The 20081-nt window shown below is 69.4% G+C and carries 17 protein-coding genes and 2 riboswitches; of the genes, 6 read left to right on the top strand and 11 right to left on the bottom strand.

The features are described from left to right. Positions 1 to 2: 2 nt before the first annotated feature. From ATE62_RS09350 to ATE62_RS09315, 8 genes are all read right to left on the bottom strand, one after another. Entirely contained in the window at positions 3 to 545 is a 543-nt protein-coding gene (locus ATE62_RS09350; RefSeq protein WP_058806393.1) for a hypothetical protein, read from the bottom strand. Beyond that, positions 545 to 2485, bottom strand: a complete 1941-nt coding sequence (locus ATE62_RS09345) for a TonB-dependent receptor plug domain-containing protein (protein ID WP_082662706.1) — start codon at positions 2483 to 2485, stop codon at positions 545 to 547. The genes ATE62_RS09350 and ATE62_RS09345 overlap by 1 nt, the downstream gene beginning before the upstream one ends. A 146-nt stretch (positions 2486 to 2631) precedes the next feature. Continuing rightward, positions 2632 to 2820: riboswitch (cobalamin riboswitch) on the bottom strand. Between the two features lie 46 nt (positions 2821 to 2866). After that, positions 2867 to 3556: a phytanoyl-CoA dioxygenase family protein gene (locus tag ATE62_RS09340; protein ID WP_156420391.1), complete on the bottom strand. Its 690-nt coding sequence runs from the start codon at positions 3554 to 3556 to the stop codon at positions 2867 to 2869. Continuing rightward, complete coding sequence (locus ATE62_RS09335; protein WP_058806391.1) at positions 3553 to 4329, bottom strand: ABC transporter ATP-binding protein; 777 nt, start codon at positions 4327 to 4329, stop codon at positions 3553 to 3555. The genes ATE62_RS09340 and ATE62_RS09335 overlap by 4 nt, the downstream gene beginning before the upstream one ends. After that, entirely contained in the window at positions 4323 to 5324 is a 1002-nt protein-coding gene (locus ATE62_RS09330; protein ID WP_058806390.1) for a FecCD family ABC transporter permease, read from the bottom strand. Before ATE62_RS09330 ends, ATE62_RS09335 begins: the two co-directional genes overlap by 7 nt. After that, a complete protein-coding gene (locus tag ATE62_RS09325) occupies positions 5321 to 6178 on the bottom strand; it encodes an ABC transporter substrate-binding protein (RefSeq protein WP_058806389.1) in 858 nt (285 codons plus the stop codon). Before ATE62_RS09325 ends, ATE62_RS09330 begins: the two co-directional genes overlap by 4 nt. Continuing rightward, the gene (cobO, locus tag ATE62_RS09320; protein WP_058806388.1) at positions 6175 to 6786 is read right to left on the bottom strand and encodes a cob(I)yrinic acid a,c-diamide adenosyltransferase; all 612 of its coding nucleotides are present in this window, start codon (positions 6784 to 6786) and stop codon (positions 6175 to 6177) included. The genes ATE62_RS09325 and cobO overlap by 4 nt, the downstream gene beginning before the upstream one ends. Further along, positions 6786 to 8636: a TonB-dependent receptor plug domain-containing protein gene (locus ATE62_RS09315; RefSeq protein WP_058806387.1), complete on the bottom strand. Its 1851-nt coding sequence runs from the start codon at positions 8634 to 8636 to the stop codon at positions 6786 to 6788. Before ATE62_RS09315 ends, cobO begins: the two co-directional genes overlap by 1 nt. A 178-nt stretch (positions 8637 to 8814) precedes the next feature. After that, positions 8815 to 9035, bottom strand: a riboswitch (cobalamin riboswitch). Between the two features lie 338 nt (positions 9036 to 9373). On the opposite strand from ATE62_RS09315, the gene ATE62_RS09310 reads away from it, so the two are divergent. The 5 genes from ATE62_RS09310 (at position 9374) to ATE62_RS09290 (ending at position 15760) form a co-directional block, all read left to right on the top strand. Further along, entirely contained in the window at positions 9374 to 11383 is a 2010-nt protein-coding gene (locus tag ATE62_RS09310; protein ID WP_156420393.1) for a transglycosylase domain-containing protein, read from the top strand. 117 nt (positions 11384 to 11500) lie between these two features. Then, on the top strand, positions 11501 to 11785 hold the full coding sequence (locus tag ATE62_RS09305; protein ID WP_058806385.1) for a hypothetical protein: 285 nt from the start codon (positions 11501 to 11503) through the stop codon (positions 11783 to 11785). Further along, complete coding sequence (locus ATE62_RS09300; RefSeq protein WP_058806384.1) at positions 11782 to 13443, top strand: type II and III secretion system protein; 1662 nt, start codon at positions 11782 to 11784, stop codon at positions 13441 to 13443. Before ATE62_RS09305 ends, ATE62_RS09300 begins: the two co-directional genes overlap by 4 nt. Positions 13444 to 13472: 29 nt before the next feature. Beyond that, complete coding sequence (locus tag ATE62_RS09295; RefSeq protein ID WP_058806383.1) at positions 13473 to 14402, top strand: hypothetical protein; 930 nt, start codon at positions 13473 to 13475, stop codon at positions 14400 to 14402. A 50-nt stretch (positions 14403 to 14452) separates the two neighbouring features. After that, positions 14453 to 15760 carry a hypothetical protein gene (locus tag ATE62_RS09290; protein ID WP_058806382.1) on the top strand — a complete coding sequence of 436 codons (1308 nt, stop codon included), beginning with the start codon at positions 14453 to 14455 and terminating at the stop codon, positions 15758 to 15760. On the opposite strand, the gene ATE62_RS09285 is transcribed toward ATE62_RS09290, so the two are convergent. From ATE62_RS09285 to ATE62_RS09275, 3 genes are read right to left on the bottom strand one after another with little or no spacing between them, the layout of a single operon-like run. Continuing rightward, positions 15757 to 17478 (bottom strand): hybrid sensor histidine kinase/response regulator, encoded by a 1722-nt coding sequence (locus ATE62_RS09285; protein ID WP_058806381.1) that lies wholly within the window; start codon positions 17476 to 17478, stop codon positions 15757 to 15759. The genes ATE62_RS09290 and ATE62_RS09285 overlap by 4 nt on opposite strands. Next, a complete protein-coding gene (locus ATE62_RS09280; RefSeq protein ID WP_058806380.1) occupies positions 17479 to 18105 on the bottom strand; it encodes a response regulator transcription factor in 627 nt (208 codons plus the stop codon). Between the two features lie 54 nt (positions 18106 to 18159). After that, on the bottom strand, positions 18160 to 19632 hold the full coding sequence (locus ATE62_RS09275) for an ATP-binding protein (RefSeq protein WP_058806379.1): 1473 nt from the start codon (positions 19630 to 19632) through the stop codon (positions 18160 to 18162). 113 nt (positions 19633 to 19745) lie between these two features. On the opposite strand from ATE62_RS09275, the gene ATE62_RS09270 reads away from it, so the two are divergent. Beyond that, the gene (locus ATE62_RS09270) at positions 19746 to 20006 is read left to right on the top strand and encodes a hypothetical protein (protein WP_058806378.1); all 261 of its coding nucleotides are present in this window, start codon (positions 19746 to 19748) and stop codon (positions 20004 to 20006) included. The last annotated feature ends 75 nt before the right edge of the window (positions 20007 to 20081 follow it).

Below are 20081 nucleotides of genomic sequence, written 5' to 3'. Positions count from 1 at the left end.
GATCATGCCGCCGCCGGCTTCGGCGGCGCGGGGACGCCGACGAAGACGAGTAGGCGATAGAGCGCGTAAAGCCCGATCAGGATCGCGCCGTTGCGCAGGAACTGCTCGACGAGCAGGTCGGGCGCCATCGCGGTGTGCAGCCCGCCGAGGACGAGCGCCCAGAGCAGGATGATCCCCTTGAACGCGGTGAAACCCGCCGCATAGGCGAGGCTCAGCTGCGCCGCGACCGAGCGGTATCCCGCGACGCGCAGCGCTGCATAGCCCGCGAGCGCCGAGCCGATCGCGGCGGTGCCGAGCCCGACGCCCCACGCCAGCGTGCTGCCGTCGCGCGGATAGCCGAGCAGGAAAAAGCCGATGAACTGGCTCGCCGCCCAGGCGAGCAGCATCAGCGCGAGGCCGTCGCGGCGGCGCATATGCACCGCCGCGAGCGCCGCGAGCGAAGGGAAGGGCGTCGCGCAGGCGAGCACGAGCGTCGTCGCTGTGCTCGCCGCGGTGAGCAGCGACACCCAGAGCGCCAAGGCGCCGCGGTCTGACAGCGCCGCCATCAGAAGCGCCCCCTGATGCCGGCGTAGAAGCTGCGGCCGATCGAGCCGTAGCGGAACGCGGTCATATAGCTTTCGTCAAAGATATTCTCGGCGCGCGCGAACAGCTTCACCGCGTCCGACAGCGCCATCTCGGCGCGCAGGTCGACGAGCGTATAATCGTCGAGCCGCTGGGCGTTGCTGGCGTTGTCGAAGCTCTTGCCCGACCAGCGCAGCGCGGCGCCGAGTTCGAGCCCGAAATCGAAGCCATAGCTGACCGACGCGTTCGCCATATTGCGCGGGCGGCGCGGCAGCCATTTGCCGAAATTGGCGCCGCCGGGCGAGCGGTCCTCGGCGACGATCCAGCTGTAATTGCCGTGGAGCCTGAGCCCACCGAGCGTCAGCGCGGCGCTGGCCTCGACGCCATGCGCCTCGGCGCGCGCGACGTTCGAATAATAGCCCGAGCGGCGCGTGGCGGGATCGCCGGGGACGAAGCACAAAGGGTTGGTCGAGGTGCCGCTGCAGCTGTTGAAGATGACGAGGTTCGTCGTACGGCGATCGAACCAGGCGGCACCGACGACGAGTTTGCGATCGAACAATTGCTGCTCGATGCCCGCTTCCCAGCCCTTCGCCTCCTCGGGGTCGAGCGCCGTGTTGCCGAATTCGCTGAACAGCTGGAACAGGCTGGGCGCCTTGAACCCCTCGCCATAGCTGGCGCGCAGCACGGTGCCGGTGGACAGCCGCCATACGCCGCCCGCGGCGAACAGGGTCTGGCCGCCGAAGCGGTCGTGATCGTCGTAGCGGACGCCGCCGTTGAGGGTCAGCCCATCGATGGGCTCGACGCTGAGCTGGCCATAGGCGCTGGTGATCTCGGCCTCGCCGCGCGCGAAGGCCGGGACGGGTACCACGAGCGACGCCGAGGGCGAGCGGCTGCGGAAGGTCGAGCGTTCGTTCTCGGCGCCGAAGATCGCGGTGATGCGATCGGCGATGTCGAAGCTGCCCTGATATTCGAAGCGCTTGTTCTTGCCGTCGGCCTCGAAGCTTTGCGGCCGCGCGCGTGTCGGGTTGAAATTGTCGCGGTTGGTGTCGGTATAGGCATAGGCGAAGCGGTTGCGGAAGCGCCCGCCCGCCAGATCGAGGTTCAGCCCCGCATAGCCAATCAACTCCTTGTTGAGGCCATAGTCGGCGCTGTCGGTGTTGAAGCCGTCGAATTCGACCCGTCCGCTCGAATAATAGCCGCGCAGGTCGACGCTGACATTGTCGGCGAGGGTGAGTTCGGCGCGGCCCGAGACGTTGCTGTTGCGATAGCCGTCGGCCTCGACCCCGCCGAACGCCTTGGCGTGCGACGAGATGTCGTCGGTGGTGAAGCGCTGGCCGCCGATGCGCCACGCGAGCGGGCCGGTCTTGCCGCCGAGCGCGGCGCGCGCGCTCACCGTATCGCGCGATCCGGCCTCGAGATCGAAGCTGCCTTCGAGCGCCTTTTCGGGCGAGGCGGTGACGATGTTGACCACGCCGCCGATCGCCTGGCTGCCCCACAGGATCGACTGCGGTCCGCGTAGCACTTCGATCCGGTCGATGTCGCCGACGAGCAAATTGGTGAAGTTGAAGCCGCCGCCGGTCGACGAGGGATCGTTGAGCTTGACCCCGTCGATCACCGCGACCGTATGCTCCGATTCGGCGCCGCGGATGCGCAGCGAGGTCGAGGTACCGTAACCGCCGTTGCGCGCGATGCTGATCCCCGGCGTGCGCAGCAGCAATTCGGTGACGCCGATATCCTGGCTGCGGTCGATCGCTTCCTTGTCGAGCACCGCGACCGACGAGGGGATCTCGTCGAGCGTCAGCGGCGCGCGCGTCGCGGTTACGATGATGCTGTCGGCCTCGCCCGCTTCTTCTTCGGCAAAGGCGGGCAGCGCGGCCGTGAGTGCGGCCACGGAAAGCGTGGTACGAATGATAGTCCTGAACATGATAACCCCATCGACAAGGCCGCTCGCGCGCCGGGTCGATGCGATGGTCCGGGATCGGACGCGCGACATCGGCCCGTGCACGCGCACGGCCACCTTTGTCGTCGCTCGGGTTCACTCCCCGTCCGCCCGGCACACCCTGTCCGCACGAAAGACGACGGCGACGGGCAGGTCTCCTGGCTCGCGGGTCGGTGCCGGTCCGGGCCGCCTTCTCAGGACTTTCGTCCCAATGGCATGTGGCCCGATGGCTCTCCGCTTACAGTTGCAGGGGCAGCCGGGGCTTTGCACCCCATTCCCTTTTGATCCCCTCTCGGGGAACCTGTCGCTGGTCGCGCCCCTAACGCGATTCCGTAGCGGCGGTCAATTGCTGCGTTGCAGCAGCGCTCAGGCGGCCTTCATCCACACGACGAGCGCAAAGCGCGTCGTGCGCGTCGGCAAGGTGCGGTGCGGGGTGAAGCGGTCGAGGAACAGCGCCGTGCCCGCGGGGCAATCGGGGCGCACGCGCGGCAGCCCGGCAAGGCGATAGTCGGGGATCTCGAAGCCGTCATCGACCTGCTCGCCGAGAGGCGCGGGCTGGCGCGCGGCGACGACTTCCAGTCCGCCGCTGCCGGGCCCGGCGTCGCCGAGCGGGACCCACGCGGTGACCAGCACCTTGCCGCAGCCGGTGCCGTCGTCGCGCGCGACGTCGCTGTGCCACGCGTGGCGATGCTCGGGGAAACAGGCGATGCTGGCGCGCACGCGGACGATCCTGCCCGAAAGCTTGCGGCCGCAGAGCGTTTCGGCGGTTTCGATCAAGCGAGGGTCGTTCGCGAGCGCCTGCAGCCGCGGCCCGCGATGCGCGTCGGTGCACACCGCGACGCGCAGCAGGTTCGCGACGCTGCGCTCGTGCGCGAACACCCGGTCGATGCGCTCGGTCAGCGAGGCATCGGGCGCGGTCTGGTCGAAGGGCAGGTAGAGCGCGCGCGACACCCGGTCGATATGCTCGGCGATATCCGCGCGCGCGGCGAGCACCTGCTCGCGGTCGAACAAGGGCAGGGTGGCATAGCCCTCGGCAGCAAAATCCTCGGCGCTCACGGCCGTGCGCGGCCGAAGGTGGTCACCGTCGGCCACGCGCCGCCGGTCTCGACGCGTGCGTCGATGCCATAGACGGCGCGCAGCCGCTCGGGCGTCAGCACATCGGCGGGCGACCCGTCGGCGGCGACCGTGCCGCCGTCGACCAGCAGCAGCCGGTCGCAATAGCGCGCCGCCATGGTGAGGTCGTGGAGCACCGCGATCACCAGCGCGCCGGCGTCGGCTTCGCTGCGCATCAGCTCCATCACGTCGATCTGGTGCCCGGGATCGAGGCTGGCGAGCGGTTCGTCGGCGATCAGCGCGGGCGCCTCGACCGCCAGCGCGCGCGCGAACAGCGTGCGGGCGCGCTCGCCGCCCGACAATTCGGTGGCGATGCGGTCCTTGAGGCCGAGCACGTCGGCGCGCTCCATCGCGCGGGCGATCGCGGCGCTGTCGCTCTCGGCGATCTTCGACATCGGCGCGAGGTGGGGCAGGCGGCCCAATCCGACGAGCCGTTCGACCGTGAGCGGCCAGTGCAGGGTCTGGCCCTGCGGCAGATAGGCGATTCGCCGCGCGAGCGTCGCCCTCGGGGTCGCGGCGACATCTTCGCCGTCGAGCAAGACCCGCCCGGTCGCTGGCACCAGCGCGAGCATCGCGCGCGCCAGCGTCGATTTGCCCGCGCCATTGGGGCCGACGATGCCGGTCAGCGTGCCAGGGGCGAAGGCCGCGCTGACGCCCGTGACCACCGCGCGGCGGCCGAGCGTTACGCCGACATCGTCGAGGGTCAGGCTCACCATATCCGCCGCTCCCGCATCAGGTGGAGGAGGAAGACCGGCACCCCCAGGAAGGCGGTGACGACGCCGAGCTTGAGCTCGTTGGTCGTCGGGATGATCCGCACGCCGAGGTCGGCGAAGGTCAGCAGCGCCGCGCCGCCGATCGCCGAGGGCAGCAGGATCGCCGAGGGGCTGCGGTCGGTGAGCGGGCGGATCAGGTGCGGCACGATCAGCCCGACGAAGCCGATCGCCCCCGACACCGCGACCGCGCCGCCGACCCCGATCGCGGTGCCGACGAGGAGGCGCAGCCGCAGCTTGCCGATATCGGTGCCGAGCGCCTGGGCCGCGTCTTCCCCAAGCGTCAGCGCGTCGAGCGCGCGGCCGTTCCACAGCAGCATCGCGCCGCCGATCGCGATGCACGGCAGCGCGATCCAGACATGGTCGAACGAGCGGTTCTCGAGGCTGCCGAGCAGCCAGGTCATGATCTCCATCGCCGCGAAGGGGTTGGGCGACAGGTTGAGCGCGAGGCTGGTCCCAGCGACCGCGAGCGTGCCCACCGCGATCCCGGCGAGGATCAGGGTGAGCGGGCTCTCGGCGCGTCCTGCGAGCGCGAAGAGCAGCACCAGCGACAGCAAGGCGCCGCCCGTCGCGAGCACCGGCAGCATCAGCGGATGCAACTCGGCGAGCCCGAAATATATCGCCGCGACCCCGCCGAGCGCGGCGGCGTTCGAGGTGCCGAGCACCGAGGGCTCGGCGAGCGGGTTGCGCAGATAGCCTTGGAGCGCGGCGCCCGCGAGTCCGAGCATCGCGCCGACTGCGAGCGCCAAAACCGTGCGCGGCAGGCGGAGGTCGAAAAGGATGATCGTCGCGACCCTGTCGCCATCGCCCGTCGCGGCGGCGACCAGGCGCGGCACCGACAGGTCGACCGCGCCGAACAGCAGCGACGCAACCGCCGCCACCAGCGTCAGCGCGGCGAGCGACGCCACCAGCGTCCAGCGCGGCAAAGCGAAGCGGCTCATGACGCGCCTCCCGCATCGTGGCGCGCGATCTGGTCGACGATGCTGCGCGCGGCCAAAGTGTAGGCGGGGCTGCCGCAGACGGTCCACGCTTGCGGCACGCTGATCCGCGGGATGTCCTTGAGCGCGGGGTGGTGGAGCATCTCGCTGCCCTGGTCGGTGACCGTGTCGGTCGCGCTTTCGACGATCAGGAAATCGGGCCGCGCGGCGACCATTTCCTCGAGGCTCAGCTGCGACAGCGGCGGCTTGCCGAGCTTGCCCGCGAGATTGACCAGGCCGACGCGGTCCATCAGCTCGTCGATCAGCGTGCCGGTGCCGGTCATATAACCGCGCCGCTGATAATAGGCCGCGACCCGCCCGCGCCCGGGCCTGGGCAGGCCCGCCAGCTCGCCCTGCATGCGGGCGACGAGCGCCTCGCCGCGCGCGGGATGGCCGACCGCGGCGGCGGTCTGGTGGATCGACGCGTAGATCTGGTCGACGCGATCGGCGGTTTCGAGGTCGAGCAGCGGATAATCGGCCTCGGGCAGTGCCGCGAGCGCCGCGCTGCGGCTCGCGGGCATGCCGACGATGAGGTCGGGTTCGATCGCCAGTATCTGCTCGGCCGAATTGCTGAGTTGCGGGATGCCCCGCGCCTTCGCGGCCTCGCCCGACATTTCCACGTCGGTCGCATTCTTGGTCAGCCCCGCGATCTGCCCGCGGTCGGCGAGCGCGAGCACGAGCTGGTCGGCGCAGAGGTTGATCGAGACGATGCGCTGCGGTGTGGCAGGCGCCTTGGCGGCCGGGGCAGGGGCAGCCGCCCACAGCACCCCCGCGCCGCCGAGCAGCAGTGTGGCACCGCCGAGCCAGGCCCGCTTCAAAACTCGACCCCCGCCTGCGCGCGGACATTCTGTTCGCGGAAGGGATGCTTGACCTGTCCCATTTCGGTGACGAGGTCGGCGGCGTCGATCAGCGCCTGCGGCGCGTTGCGCCCGGTGATCACGACATGCGTCATCGCTGGCTTGTCCGCGAGCGCCGCCAGCACTTCGTCGACCGGCAGATAGTCGTAGCGCAGCACGATGTTGAGCTCGTCGGCGATGACCATCTTGTACGCGGGGTCGGCGATCATGCGCTTGACCTCTTCCCATGCGGTGCGCGCGACCGCGATGTCGCGGCTGCGGTCCTGCGTGTCCCAGGTGAAGCCCTCGCCCATCGGCTTGAATTCGGCAAGCTCGGGAAAGCGGTCGAACACCGCCCGCTCGCCCGTCGCCATCGCGCCCTTGACGAACTGGACGATGCCGACCCTCATGTCGTGCCCGATCGCGCGGATCGCCATGCCCAGCGCCGCGGACGTCTTGCCCTTGCCCGGCCCGGTATGGACGATGACCAGCCCCTTTTCGACGGTCTTCTTCGCGACCTTCTTCGCCTGCGCCGCCTGCAGCTTCTGCATCTTCGCCTTATGCTCGGCGTCGGTGCGGGGCGGCTTCATCAGAAGCGCACCCGCACGCCGCCATAGGCCGAGCGGCCGTAGGTGCCGTAATTGAAGGCGGTCGCGTAATCGACGTCGAACAGATTGTCGATGCGGCCGTAAAGCTCGAGATGGTCGCCGATCGCAAACGACGCGCGCACGCCCGCGAGGGCATAGCCATCGAGGCGGGTGTTGTTGGCGAAATCGTCGAAGCTGTCGCCGACCAGGGTCAGCGTCGCGCCGGTCGACAGGCCGAACGCCCAGTCATAATCGACCGACAGGCTGGCGGCATGCTCGGCGCGGCGAGGGAGGCGGTTGCCGTCGAAACCCGGGCGGCCCGAACGGTCGCGCGCGTCGATCAGGCTGTACGATGCGGTGACGTTCAGCGCGTCGACCGGGCGCAGCGCCAGCGCGGCCTCGACGCCCTTCGCGCGCATGCGGTCGATATTGCCATAGGTGAAGGTCGCATTGTCGAAATTGATCTGGTCGATGGTGTTGCGCAGGAAGGCGGTGAGCGAGAGCGTCGCGCGCCCGTCGGCGAGGCTCTGATCGACGCCGATGTCATAGCTTTTCGAGCGTTCGGGGCGCAGCGCGCCATTGCCGCTGAACGCATCGAACAGCTGGTAGAGCGACGGCGCCTTGAACCCCTCGCCATAGCTCAGGCGGAAATTCGTCGCGCCGCCGTTGGGCGAATAATTGGCGTTGGCGCCGAGCGTCGTGGCGCCGCCGAACTGGCTGTGGTCGTCGCGGCGCACCCCGCCGGTCAGCGCCAGGCCGGCCAGCGGCTGGACGATGGCGAGCGCATAGACGCTGTCGATGTTGGCCTTCTGGCTGTCGGTCGATCCGAAGCCGAAGAAGTCGTAATCGGGGCGTTCGTGCTCGTAACCGAAGATCAGCTTCGCCGCCTCGCTCGGCGCGACGACGCCCTGATATTCGAAGCGCAGGTTGGTGCCCGAATAGCCATAGTCGGGCGCGGTGCCGCGCACGAAATAATAGTCGCGGTCGTTCTGCAGCCAGGTCACCGCGGCGCGGCTGGTGAAGCGCCCGTCGAACAGCGCGAGGTTGAGCCCGGCATAGCCGGTGTACTGGTCGAGCTTCGCGACGTCGGGGCTGTCCGCGGGCACGCCGAAGAAGCTGTCATAATCGAGGTCGGCGTGGATGTAGTAGCCGCGCAGGTCGAGGCTGAGCGCGTCGCCGAGCGCGATATTGAGCCGGGCGTTGCCCGCAAAATTCTTGTAGCCGTCCTTCTCGGGTCCGACCGTGACCGCCGGGATGCCATCGGTGCGGAAATAGGCGGCGCCGATGCCGCCCGAGATGCGCCCCGCGGTGCCCGACACATCGGCCTTGGCGCCGAGCGTGTCGCTATAGCCATAGTCGGCCGAGGCATGGGCGGCGAAGCCCTCGGCCGGGGTCGCGGTGGTCAGGCTGACCACGCCGCCGATCGCCTGGCTGCCGTGGACGACCGAGTTCGAGCCGCGCAGCACCTCGATCCGGTCGATATTGGCGGTCAGCAGATGGCCGAAGTCGTAGCCGTCGCCGATGCCGCTCGGGTCGTTGACCTTGACCCCGTCGATCAGCACGAGCGTCTGCGTCGTCTCGGCGCCGCGCAGCGAGATGCCGGTGACCGATCCGGTGCCGCCGGTGCGGCTGAAACGCACGCCGGGGGTGGTCGCGAGCAGGTCGACGACATCGACCGCCTGGCGCGTCTCGATCGTCGCGGCGTCGATGATCGTGATCGCCTGGCCCGCCTCGTCGCGCGGCTGTTCGATGCCCGACGCGGTGACGACGATGTCGCCCTCGGGGCTCTCGGCGGCGAAAGAGGGCGTGACAGCCGCGAGCGCGGCGGTGGAAAGCAGAAGCGGCTTGAACATCGAAAACCCCCGAACGCCATGAGCGAGGGCGGGAGCCTGCCGGGGCGCGGGCGCGACCGGCCGGGCGAGGGGCGGACGGGCGTCGGCGCCGCATCCCTCGCACCGAAGGCGGCTCCAGCCCGCCTTGGTCGTCGCTCGACGGAAGTCTCCGTGCCCTGGCCTTTCCCTGGACCGAGGCATTGAGCGACCCACGCCGGCAGGTCTCCTGGCTCGCGGGTCAGGGCTCGATGCACGCCTTCCCAGGTTGCCCCAGTGGCTGGCCCGATATCATCGGGCCGGTGCATCGCGCTCGCCGCTTACAGTTGCAGGGACAGCCGCGGAATCGAAGAACCTGCTCGCAGGCCTCCTCACCGCGTTCCCATTTTAAGCCCTTTCGGGCACCGGCGCGATCATGCGGGAGTTTGTGGTTCCCGCGGTGCGGCCCATAGCGAAGCGGCGCATTTTGGCAATCGGCTTTTGCGGGCGGGACGTGGGCGAAGGCGGCCTTCCTAATCCTCCCTGTCGCGAAGCGATGGGGAGGGGGACCGTCGCGAAGCGGTGGTGGAGGGGTGGCGGAATAAGGCCGGCGCCCAAAGCCTCGACCCCTCCACCATGCTTCGCATGGTCCCCCTCCCCACGGCTGCGCCGCAGGGAGGATTAAGAGCGCCCGCCCCCACAACCCACCAAGGCATTTGCCAAGGCTGTGTTGGCCATTTAATACGGCGCCGAAGATGTTTTCATTCCGCCGTCCCGTGACCATGCCGCCCGCGACCGAAGAGCCGGGCCTCGCGCCGATCCCCGACCCCGGCGCCGGACCTGCGCCGCAACCCGAGTCGCCGCGCCGGCGCCGCTGGCGGCGTTTCCTGCGCGTCCTCACCATCGCCTTCCTGCTCTTCCTGCTGCTCGTCGGCTGGCTCGCGATCACCGCCCCCTTGTCGAAGTCATTGGAGCCGATCGCGCCGCCGCAGATCACCTTGCTCGCCTCCGACGGCACGCCGATCGCGCGCATGGGGGCGATCGTCGACGATCCGGTGAAGGCGAGCCAACTGCCCGACCATGTGAAGCAGGCCTTTCTCGCGATCGAGGACCGGCGCTTCTACAGCCATTGGGGGGTCGATCCGCGCAGCATCGCGCGCGCGGTCTGGGCCAATGTCACCGGCGGGCGCACGCAGGGCGGCAGCACGATCACCCAGCAACTCGCCAAATTCACCTTCCTCTCGCCCAAGAAGACGCTCGGCCGCAAGGCGCGCGAGGCGCTCATCGCCTTCTGGCTCGAAGCCTGGCTTTCGAAGGACGAAATCCTCGAACGCTATCTCTCGAACGCCTATTTCGGCGACAACACCTATGGGCTGCGCGCTGCGTCGATGCATTATTTCTACCGCCAGCCTGAAAAGCTGACCAAGGCGCAGGCGGCGATGCTCGCGGGGCTGGTGCAGGCGCCGTCGCGCCTCGCGCCGACCAAGAACCCCAAGCTTGCCGAGGCGCGGATGCGGCTGGTGCTCGGCGCGATGGCCGACGTCGGTTACCTGACCGCGGCCGAGGCCAAGGCGATGCGCACCCCGCGGATCGACGTGCGTACGCGCAATACCTTGCCGACGGGCACCTATTTCGCCGACTGGGCGCTGCCCGAGGCGCGCAAGCAGAGCGACGTCGGTTACGCGCGCCAAACGATCACCACGACGCTCGATTCGCGGTTGCAGGCGGCGGCGCGGCGCGCGGTCAACGGCGCGTCGCTCGGCAAGGCGCAGGTCGCGCTCGTCGCGATGCGCCCCAATGGCGAGGTCGTCGCGATGGTCGGCGGGCGCGACTATGCCGCCTCGCCCTTCAACCGCGTGACGCAGGCGCGGCGCCAGCCGGGTTCGACCTTCAAACTCTTCGTCTATCTCGCCGCGCTCGAAGCCGGGTGGGATCCCGAGGACACGATCGACAACCGTGCGATCGAGACGGGATCGTACCGCCCCAAAAATGCGGGCGGCGCCTATTCGGACAGCATCACGCTCGAGGATGCCTTCGCCTCGTCGAGCAATGTCGCGGCGGTGCGCCTCTTCAACGAGGTCGGCAGCGAAAAGGTCATCGCGCTGGCGCGCGCGCTCGGCGTCACCGCGCCGCTCGCCGAGGGCGACCCCAGCCTCGCGCTCGGCACGTCGAGCATGACGCTGATGGAGCTCACCGCCGCCTATGCCGGGGTCGCGGGCAACCGCTATCCGGTCGAGCCGCACGCCTTCAAGGCCGATGAGCCGGGCTGGTTCGAAAGCCTCTTCTCGGGCCCCGACAGCTTCTCGTCGGGCGATCATGAGGCGATCGAGCAATTGCTCCGCGCCGCGGTCAACCGCGGCACCGGCCGCGCGGCGCGGCTGCCGACCGCCAATTTCGGCAAGACCGGGACCAGTCAGGACAGCCGCGACGCGCTGTTCGTCGGCTATGCCAATGGCCTCGTCGTCGGCGTGTGGGTCGGCAACGACGACAACACCCCGCTCGCGGGCGTCACCGGGGGCAGCATCCCCGCGCGCATCTGGCGCGACTTCATGGTCCAGGCCTCGGGCAAGGGCCAGCGCGCGCCGCCGGTGAAGAGCCGGCCCACCGACCCGGTGCAGCCGCTCGACGTCCCCGACATCGGGGCGATCCCGGTGGGCGAGACGACGCAGGTCGGTGTGCAGGACGGCAATGCGGTGATCACCACCGAGATCAACGGCACGCGTATCGATCTCAAGCTCCCGATCCCCAAATCCGAAACGCCGCCGCCCGAGCCCCAGCCACCGCCGCCATAGGCCGGGCCCGCCGGCCTAGGCCATCGGGCTAGCCCGTCCGGGCGATGCGCCCGCCGCCGCGGCGCCGCACACTCCTCCTGCTTGAAAGGGGAGTCGGCAATGCGGCCTGATCCGGCAGTGGGTTTGATCATCGCGATCATCGCGGCAGCGGGCGCACCGTCCGCGTTCGCCGCGGCCGAGCCTTCGGTCTCGCCCGTCTGTCAGCGCGCGAGCCACGAGCGGCTGCTCGTCCGCGAGGGGCGCGACGTGTGCGGCGCCAGCCTCAATCGCGCGGGGCAGCCGATGGCGATGGGCTATCTGCCCACGACCTGCCCGCGCGAAAGCGACAGCTATCGCATCGACGCCGCGGGGCGCGCCGATCGCTGTGTCCGGCGCCCCGCGGCTCAGGGGGAAAGATCATGAACCGTCATTCGCTGACGCTGGCGCTCGCCGGCGCGTCCTTGCTCGCCTTCGCGGCGGCGCCCGCCGAGGCACGCAAGCGCGAACCCGCGCCCGTCGACCTCTCGGCCGAAAGCCCCGCCGCGCTCGCGGGGCAAGGCGCCGCGGCGCTGCGCAGCGGCGACAGCGCCAGGGCCATCGGGCTGCTCTCCGAACTCGTCGCGCGCCAGCCGCGCCACGGCGGCAATCAGGCGCTGCTGGCGCTCGCCTGGCAGATGCGCGGCGAGACCGACGCGCAGGCGCTCGACCTCGCGCAGGCGGGCTACGACCTCGCCGGGCGCGCCGAGCCGGGGCAATATTGGCCCGCCGCGATGGCGGGGCGCGTCGCCTTCGACCAAGGCAAATACGACCAGGCCACCGACCATTTTGCGCGCGCCGCCTTGCTGCGTCCCGCCGACGGTCGCGCGCTCGCGGCGCTGGCGTCGGCGGCCTATATGAACGGCGATCTGGGGCTAGCCGGAGTGGCGGCCGAGCGCGCCGTCGCGCTCGACCCGGCCGACGCTGCGTCGCAGCGCGTCGCTGCCTTCGCCGCCGCAGCGTCGGGCGACCGGGCGGCGGCACTCGCAGGTCTCGACCGCCTCGCGGCGCTCGTCCCCGCCGAGGCCGAGCGCGACCGCAATCGCGCGATGCAATTGCTCCAGACCGGCGCGCTCAATACCCCGCCTGCATCCGAAGAGGGCGAGACCGGCGTCGCCGCCTCGCCCGACCAGATATCGCTCGATGTCGCGATCATCCTCGCGCAGAACACCCACCGCGAGCGCACCGGCATCAACCTGCTCGACGGGCTGGGGCTGCAATATGGGCTGGGGCGCCAGTCGACGCGCACGATCACCCGTGACGGGCAGGGCAATAACGGCAACAATTACCAGCGCGTGCTGACCGCCTCGATTTCGATCCCGCAGCTCAACTACAACCTCAACCTCTTCAACCGCGGCGGGCAATTCTACTCGGTCGTCGCGCGGCCGCAGCTCACCGCCTATCGCGGCGAGCAGAGCGAATTCTTCGTCGGGCGCCAGGTGCGCGTCGCGGTGAGCGGGGTCAACCTCGGCACGCTCGAGCAGATCGACATCGGCATCGAGATGAAGGTCACCCCGGTCGAGATCACCGCAGAGGGCACGCGCATCCGCATCGAGACGGGGCGCAGCTTCCTGACCAGCGACCCCGCGGGCAGCTTCAGCGAGCAGCTCACCACCTTCCGCCAGAAGGTCGCGGCGACCGCCGAGATCCGCTTCGGCGAGACGCTCGTGCTCTCGGGGCTGACCGAGACGGTCGACGACAAGACTTTCTCGAAGACTCCCGTGCTCGGCGACGTGCCGCTGGTCGGCAATTTGTTCAACGAACGCAATAGCACGCAGCGCCGCGATTCGGTGCTCGTGCTCGTCACCCCGACGCGGCCGATGGCGCTGCCCGGCCGGCCCTGGGCACGCTCCGAACAGGTCGAGCGACTCGCGAAATTATGGACCGACGTCATCGACCCGATGAGCGACGCGCGCGTCGCCGAGCAGCGTCTGGCGCGCATGCCCTTTTTCACGCGCATGACCCGCGCCGACGTCGCGATGCCGATGCCCGGCGCGCGGCAGGTCGCCGCCGAAATGATCGGGGAACTCGCCCCGGGAAGCTGAACCACCACCATTTTTCGAGGAGGGAAGACATGAACTGGAGACATTTTGCAGCGCTGCTCGCGGCGACATCGACCATCGCGACGGCATCCGCCGAAGTGCGGATCATCGTCGAGCCGCACGACAGCACGCCCGGCGCGAACATCGGCAAGCTGACCGACCACGATAACGACACGCCCTTCGTCTCGCCGGGCGGGACGGTCGATATCGAACGTAGCAGCGACACATTCCTGTGGGTCTATGAACATGGCATCAACCTGATCCCGACGCAGTTCAGCGACGATGACGCCAATGTCAGCGGCAGCGAATTCACCTCGAGCGACGGCCGTCTCGCGCGCGTGCTGCTGCCGATCGTCGAGTTCGGCGGGCGGCAGAGCGTCGCGGCGGCGGGTGTCAAGGCGTTCGAAGTCAATGTCCAGCGCGGCGCGCAGGTCGGCGACACGGTCGCCTTCACCATCTCGAAGGCCAATGGCGCAATCCGGTTCAACGGGCGGATCACCTGCAGCAACATCACGGAAACCGCGTCGGCACTGACCACACTCACCGCTTCGACCGAGGCGATCGGCGCGGGCGGCCAGGGCAGTTTCACCTTCAGGTTCGACAAGCCGCTGCCGTGCCAGAGCCAGCAGGTGCAGATCAGCCTTCCGGCCTGTTTCGAGAGCGCGGTGCCGGGTTCGCCGGCGCGCGGGCGCTTCTTCTCGCCTTTCTTGCGGCCCACCGATCCCAAGCAGATGACGCTGCCGATCTTCGCCGCGGCGCCCGGGACCTGCACCAATGGCGGCGGCGACATCAAGGTGACGAGCAACGGCGTGACCAAGACGGTCGCGGTGCGCTTCTTCGACAATTCGACGCTGAGCAAGCCGAAGCCGCTGGTGCCGCAGGTCCCCGACACGCTGAAGCCCAAGCCGATCAATCCGAACGCGCCCGCGGCGCCCAAACCCAAGGGGCCGGGCGAGGGCTGACCGGCATAAGAACAAGGGGTCGTCCCATCCTTTGAACTTCGAGGAGAAAGATGATGCAGAAACCACTGATATTGGCGGCGATAAGCCTGGCCGCCATCGCCGCACCGCTTGCGGCGCAGATCCAGCCCTTGCCCGACAACCCGCTGGCGAAGAAACCCGCGCTGCAGATCGCGCCGCTCGGCTTCACCGAGGTGCCGTCGGGGACGATCCTGCTCCCCGTCACCACCGGCACCGGCGTGGGGTCGACGACCGAAGTGCCGCTGCGTATCCGCACCGTCGGCGGCGGGGGCAGGGTGACGCTGTCGATCGCGGTCGACGGCGCGAACGCCAGCCGCTTCACCCTCGTCGACCCGCCGCCGATCACCTCGGTCGGCGGCCAGCCGATCGTCACCGCGGGCATCCAGCAGCAGCCCGTGATGGCCGCCGCCAGCCTCGAGGCCGATCCGGTGTTCCGGATGCTCAAGGTGACCGGCACCGGCGCCTTCCCCTCGACGATGCCGGGCGAGCACCGCGTCACCGTCACCGCGCGCGAGAGCAACGGCAACAGCATCAGCCGGACCTTCACCATCCGCTTCATGCGCGCCGCCGCCAAGCCCGCGCTCGTCGCCTCGGCGACCGCGAGCCAGGAGCGCGTCACCGACCGTTCGGCCGGCTTCAACGCCGCGCAGCTCGATTTCGTGCCCACGGGTGAGGTGCCCTTCGTGCCGTACAACAGCGTGCAGATCCGGCCCGCGTCGGGTTCGGTGATCAACTGGCATCCGCTCGATCCGGGCAGCGAGATCATCTGCCTCTATGGCAGCTTTCGCTATGCCTGCGACACCGAGAATCCCGTCGCGCCTGATCGTCTGCCCGCGACGCTGACGGTGAAGGTCCCCGACATCGGCCGCGGCAAGAGCGTGCGGATCGTTCTGACCGGGCCCTATGGCGAGAGCAATGCGGTGAGCACGACGATCGACAGCGAGGTCGATCGCACCGTCCGCCGGCGGCTGTCGGTCGCGCAGTTCGGCGGCAAGCATCTCTTCCGCAGCGCGCCGGCCGAACGCGGCACCGACCTGCCCAAGAACGGCGACCCGGTGAAATGCGATCGGCCCTACCTCGTCTGGAAGGACCAGACCGTCGAGGACAAGGTCTTCTACTCGCCGCCGCCCGGCGCGCTGCCGATCGGGATCAAGCTCGCCGGCGAGCCCAAGGTGCGCGTCGTCTCGGTCCCGCGCGGCCAGCGCATCACCGACAACCCCGACGCCAGCTGGGCGCAGCTCGAAAGCGACGTTCCCGCGGGCATCACCAATTTCTACGTCTTCGACACGACCTATAATTACACGACGCAGGTCGGCGAGTGCGCCGACCGGCGACGCTAGCCGCCGACGATGGCCCGGCCGAGCGCGGCCGGGTCGACCGGCTTGATGAACAGGGGCCAGCCCGTCGCCGCGATGTCCCGCGCGGTGGCGGGCGCGGCGTCACCGGTCATCACCAGCGCGCGCGCGTCGGGCCAGCCGGGACGCAGCATCGCGATGGCATCGGCGCCGGTCATCTCGCGGCCGATATGCCAGTCGGTGACGATGACGTCGGCGCGCCATGCGCCGTCGCGGGCCGCCGCGATCTCCGCTGCGTCATGTACCGCCCGCGCATCGGCCCCCGCAAGCGTCAGAAGATTGGCCAGCGCCGTCGCCCCGGCGCGGTCGTCGTCGATCACCAGTACAGCGATTCCGGTCAGCGCGACTTCGCTCGTCGTGTTCTCGGCCGCGGGCGCCACGACGGCTTCGGCGGCGGGCAGCGTCAGCGCGAAGCACGCACCCTTGCCGCGGCCGTCGAGCGCCAGCTCGCCCCCCATCAGCCGTGCCAGTTCGCGCGCGATCGACAGGCCGAGACCCATGCCCGTTCCTTGGCCGCCCTGCGAATAGGCGTCGAAAGCCGCCGCCGCGAAATCCTCGTCGAAACCGACGCCGTCGTCGGCGACGGTGATCCGCACCTGCACGCCTTCGCTCGCGGCGGACAGGCGCAGCTGCGCAGCACGCGAATGGACGATCGCGTTCTGCATCAGGTTGCGCAGGATGCGCGTCACCAGCGTCGGGTCGGCAAACACCCACAAGGGCGTCGCCTCGACATCGACCTTCAACTTTGCCTGCGCCGCTGCCGGGCGCAGCTCGTCGGCGAGCGCGGCGAATAGCGGCGCTAGCGCCACGGCTTCCGGATGCACCGTCACCGCGCCGCTTTCGATGCGGAGGTGCTCCATCATCCGTTCGAGCAAGGCATTGGCCTCGGCAAAGCCGTGCGTCACGCCCTCGGCGGCTTCCTCGCGGCGCGCGGGGTCGGGATGGCGCCGCATCTGCTGGAAGAACAGCATCGCCGCCTGCAGCGGCTGGCGGAGGTCGTGCGACGCCGCGGCGATGAAGCGCGTGCGGGCGTCGCGCGCGTCCTGCGCATCCTCGAGCGCGACCGCGAGTTCGCCCGACAGCCGTTCGGCGGCGAGGCGGCTGGCGATCGCCGAGCGGATCGCCTGTTTCAAGATCAGCGCGACGACGATCATCAGCCCGCCGAACGCCATCAGGAAACCCGCGACCGACCCCGCATATTCGGTGTCCGACTGGAGGAAGAAGATCGCCGCCGAGCCGAAGATGCTGAGCACCGCGAAGACGTTGGTGCCGATCGATTCGGCGGTCGAGATCACCTGTCCGCTGATCGCCGCCGAATAGAAGATCACCATCAGCAATTGCAGCGGCTCGCTGGCGAAGGGGAGGAGCAGCCACACGCTCGCCGCCGCCGACAGGTCGAACAGGATCGCGACGAGCTTGCCGAACGGGCTCCAGTAGCGCTCTATCGCTTGCGCGCTCGGGCGGCGGATGAAGAAGACGATCGGCGTCACCGCCATCACCAGCGTGACGAAGGCGGTGAACGACGCCCAAATGTGGAGGTTCGTCGCGGGCACCAGCGGCGCGAACAGCTGGTAAACATAGTAGAGGGTGCCCGCGATCAGGATCGTGAAGATGCCCGCCATCGCGAATTCGAGCCGCGATTCGCTCGCGCGGATTTCGCGGTGCGCCTGCCGCTCGTCAGCTACGGGGTCGCTCGCGGACAATCAGATCAGCCCGGCGCGGCGCGCGTTCGCCACGGCTTCGGTACGGTTGTTCGCTTCCAATATGCCGATGATCTGCGCGACATGCACCTTGACCGTCGCGGGCGAGATGGCGAGCTCGCGCGCGATCTCCTTGTTCGACAGCCCGCGCGCGACATGGCCCAGCACGTCGCGCTGGCGGCCGGTGAGCGCTTCGGCGCGGGGCGCGGCGGCGGCCGGTTCGGCGTTGCCGAACGCGAGCGTCTCGACGCGCTCGGGCAAATAGCGGCCGCCCGCGAGCACCAGCTTGACCGCGGCCTCGATCACGTCGGGCGATGCCGATTTGGGCAGGAAGCCATGCGCCCCCGCGGCGAGCGCGATACGCAGGTCGGCGTCGGACTCGGACCCCGAAAAGACCAGCAGCCGCGCCTCGGGTGCCGCGGCGCGCAGCGCGGCGAGCCCCGCGCCGCTATCCTCGCCCGGAATATGGAAATCGACGAGGCAGAGGCGGAGGTCGGCCAGCGTCGCGGCGGTCGTCGCCGCGTCCGCAAAGCGATGGACGACGGTGACTTCGGCTCCGAGCGCATGCTCCATCGCCATCGCGAGCGCCCGCGCCATGAACGGATGATCGTCGCAAATCAGGACCTGCATGGCCGCCGTTCCCCCCGCGCCCAAGCTACGGAAAAGGGCCCGCCGTTTCCAGCGCTATTCGGCCTCGGTGCTCAGCCCCAGATCGGGGATGCCGATCGAGCGGCGGCCGCCGAAATCCGAGCGGACGACGATCGCGCCCTGCTTTTCCATATAGTCGACCAGCCGGCGGATGCGGCCGGGCGAGCGGCTGCCATAGGCGCGGCCGAGGATCTCGTCGTCGGGGCACGGCTCGCCGTCCATCGCGGCGCGCACGATCTGCAGGAAGGGCGCGACCATCTCGTCGGGCAGGCGTGCCGATACCGCCAGCGCCTCGCGCCAGCGCGGCTCGCCGGGGTCGAGCACGCCGCCCTTGGCGAGCGCGAAGCGGCGGCGGAAGGCGGCGAGGTCGAGCGGCACCTTCTGCAATCGCTGCATCCGGCAGCGCACGGTGAAATCCTGGTAGAGGAACGCCTCGGGGTGGAAGGCGCAGTCGGGATCGGCGAGCATTTCCGCCAGCGTCGCGACGATCACCGCGTCGCTCGCCTCGGCGACCTCGACCGCGGCGACGATGTCGAGCACCGGCGGCGCCGCCTCGCCCTCGTGCGGCGCGTCCTGCGCGGCGATGCGTTCGAGCAGCTCGTCGGCGGCGACCGGCGCGGGTTCGGGCGCAAAGACGCGCGGCACGACCGGCGCCTCCCTCTCGGTGAACAGCATCGACCGCATGTCGGCGCCGTCGGCGCTCGGCAGCGGCATCAGGCTGTGCGTGCCCATGCGCGTGGCGGTGCGCGTCGCGCCGATGCGCACCGACAGCGGGCGGCGCGAGATGGCGGGGCCGAGACCCAGGAAATGCCCGCGTTCGAGGTCGCGGATCGCCTCGGCCTGGCGGCGCTCCATGCCGAGCAAGTCGGCAGCGCGCGCCATGTCGATGTCGAGGAAGGTGCGCCCCATCAGGAAATTGCTCGCCTCGGCGGCGACATTCTTGGCGAGCTTGGCGAGCCGCTGCGTCGCGATCGCGCCCGCGAGTCCGCGCTTGCGCCCGCGGCACATCAGATTGGTCATCGCGCTGAGGCTCGCGCGGCGGACGGTGTCGGAAACGTCGCCCGACACGCTCGGCGCGAACATCTGCGCCTCGTCGACGACGACCAAAGCGGGGAACCAATGCTCGCGCGGCGCATCGAACAATGCGTTCAGGAAGGCCGCGGCGCAGGTCATCTGCGCCTCGAGGTCGAGCGATTCGAGGCTGAGCACGACCGACGCGCGATGCTCGCGGATGCGCGCGCCCATCGCCGCGATCTCGCGCTCGTTATAGTCGCCGCCGTTGATCACGACATGGGTGTAAGCGTCGGCGAGGGTGACGAAATCGCCCTCGGGATCGATGATCACCTGCTGCACCATCGCGGCGCTTTCCTCGAGCAGGCGGCGCAAGAGGTGCGACTTGCCCGACCCCGAATTGCCCTGGACGAGCAAGCGCGTCGCCAGCAGTTCCTGGACGTCGATCTGCACCGGCTGCCCCCCGGCGTCGGTTCCGATTTCGATGCTGATGTTCACGCGCGCCGCCCTATCGGGCGCACATGCCGATGACAACCGGAGCGCGGCGCGGCTGGTCCGATTTTTGCTGGGACGATGCTTGCCAAGCACAGCGCGTGGGGCGAGGAGGGGGCATGGATTTCGACGACCAGCTCCGCCGCTATTTCGGCACCGCCGACCTTGGGGCGATTCCGCCCGCGGCGCTCGTCGCGGGAACCGAGCACATGCAGGTCGATTTCGGGCTGGAAACCAACGGCGCGCGGCGGTTCGCCTTATGGGCCTTGCTCTACATGCTCGGCGCGGCGCCCGATCTGGATGTCGCATTCAAGGACGAGGCCGACCGCAATTCGGCGCGCGACTTCATGGATCTGATCGATCGGGCTGGGGAGGGCTGATGGGCAGGGGCGGACGCTCTTCTCCCCTCCCGCTTGCGGGAGGGGAGAAGAGCGTCCGCCCCTGCCCATCAGCCC

The sequence above is a fragment of the Sphingopyxis sp. HIX genome (assembly GCF_001468285.1).
GTDB lineage: Bacteria > Pseudomonadota > Alphaproteobacteria > Sphingomonadales > Sphingomonadaceae > Sphingopyxis.
This window is presented reverse-complemented; position numbering and strand designations above follow the sequence as displayed.

Bases quoted from the DNA above. Each gene is read 5' to 3' on its own strand.
- ATE62_RS09295 (WP_058806383.1), top strand. From the start codon at position 13,473: ATGAACTGGAGACATTTTGCAGCGCTGCTCGCGGCGACATCGACCATC.
- ATE62_RS09270 (WP_058806378.1), top strand. From the start codon at position 19,746: ATGGATTTCGACGACCAGCTCCGCCGCTATTTCGGCACCGCCGACCTT.
- ATE62_RS09290 (WP_058806382.1), top strand. From the start codon at position 14,453: ATGATGCAGAAACCACTGATATTGGCGGCGATAAGCCTGGCCGCCATC.
- ATE62_RS09315 (WP_058806387.1), bottom strand. From the start codon at position 8,636: ATGTTCAAGCCGCTTCTGCTTTCCACCGCCGCGCTCGCGGCTGTCACG.
- ATE62_RS09310 (WP_156420393.1), top strand. From the start codon at position 9,374: ATGCCGCCCGCGACCGAAGAGCCGGGCCTCGCGCCGATCCCCGACCCC.
- ATE62_RS09345 (WP_082662706.1), bottom strand. From the start codon at position 2,485: ATGTTCAGGACTATCATTCGTACCACGCTTTCCGTGGCCGCACTCACG.
- cobO (WP_058806388.1), bottom strand. From the start codon at position 6,786: ATGAAGCCGCCCCGCACCGACGCCGAGCATAAGGCGAAGATGCAGAAG.
- ATE62_RS09350 (WP_058806393.1), bottom strand. From the start codon at position 545: ATGGCGGCGCTGTCAGACCGCGGCGCCTTGGCGCTCTGGGTGTCGCTG.
- ATE62_RS09300 (WP_058806384.1), top strand. From the start codon at position 11,782: ATGAACCGTCATTCGCTGACGCTGGCGCTCGCCGGCGCGTCCTTGCTC.
- ATE62_RS09335 (WP_058806391.1), bottom strand. From the start codon at position 4,329: ATGGTGAGCCTGACCCTCGACGATGTCGGCGTAACGCTCGGCCGCCGC.
- ATE62_RS09280 (WP_058806380.1), bottom strand. From the start codon at position 18,105: ATGCAGGTCCTGATTTGCGACGATCATCCGTTCATGGCGCGGGCGCTC.
- ATE62_RS09330 (WP_058806390.1), bottom strand. From the start codon at position 5,324: ATGAGCCGCTTCGCTTTGCCGCGCTGGACGCTGGTGGCGTCGCTCGCC.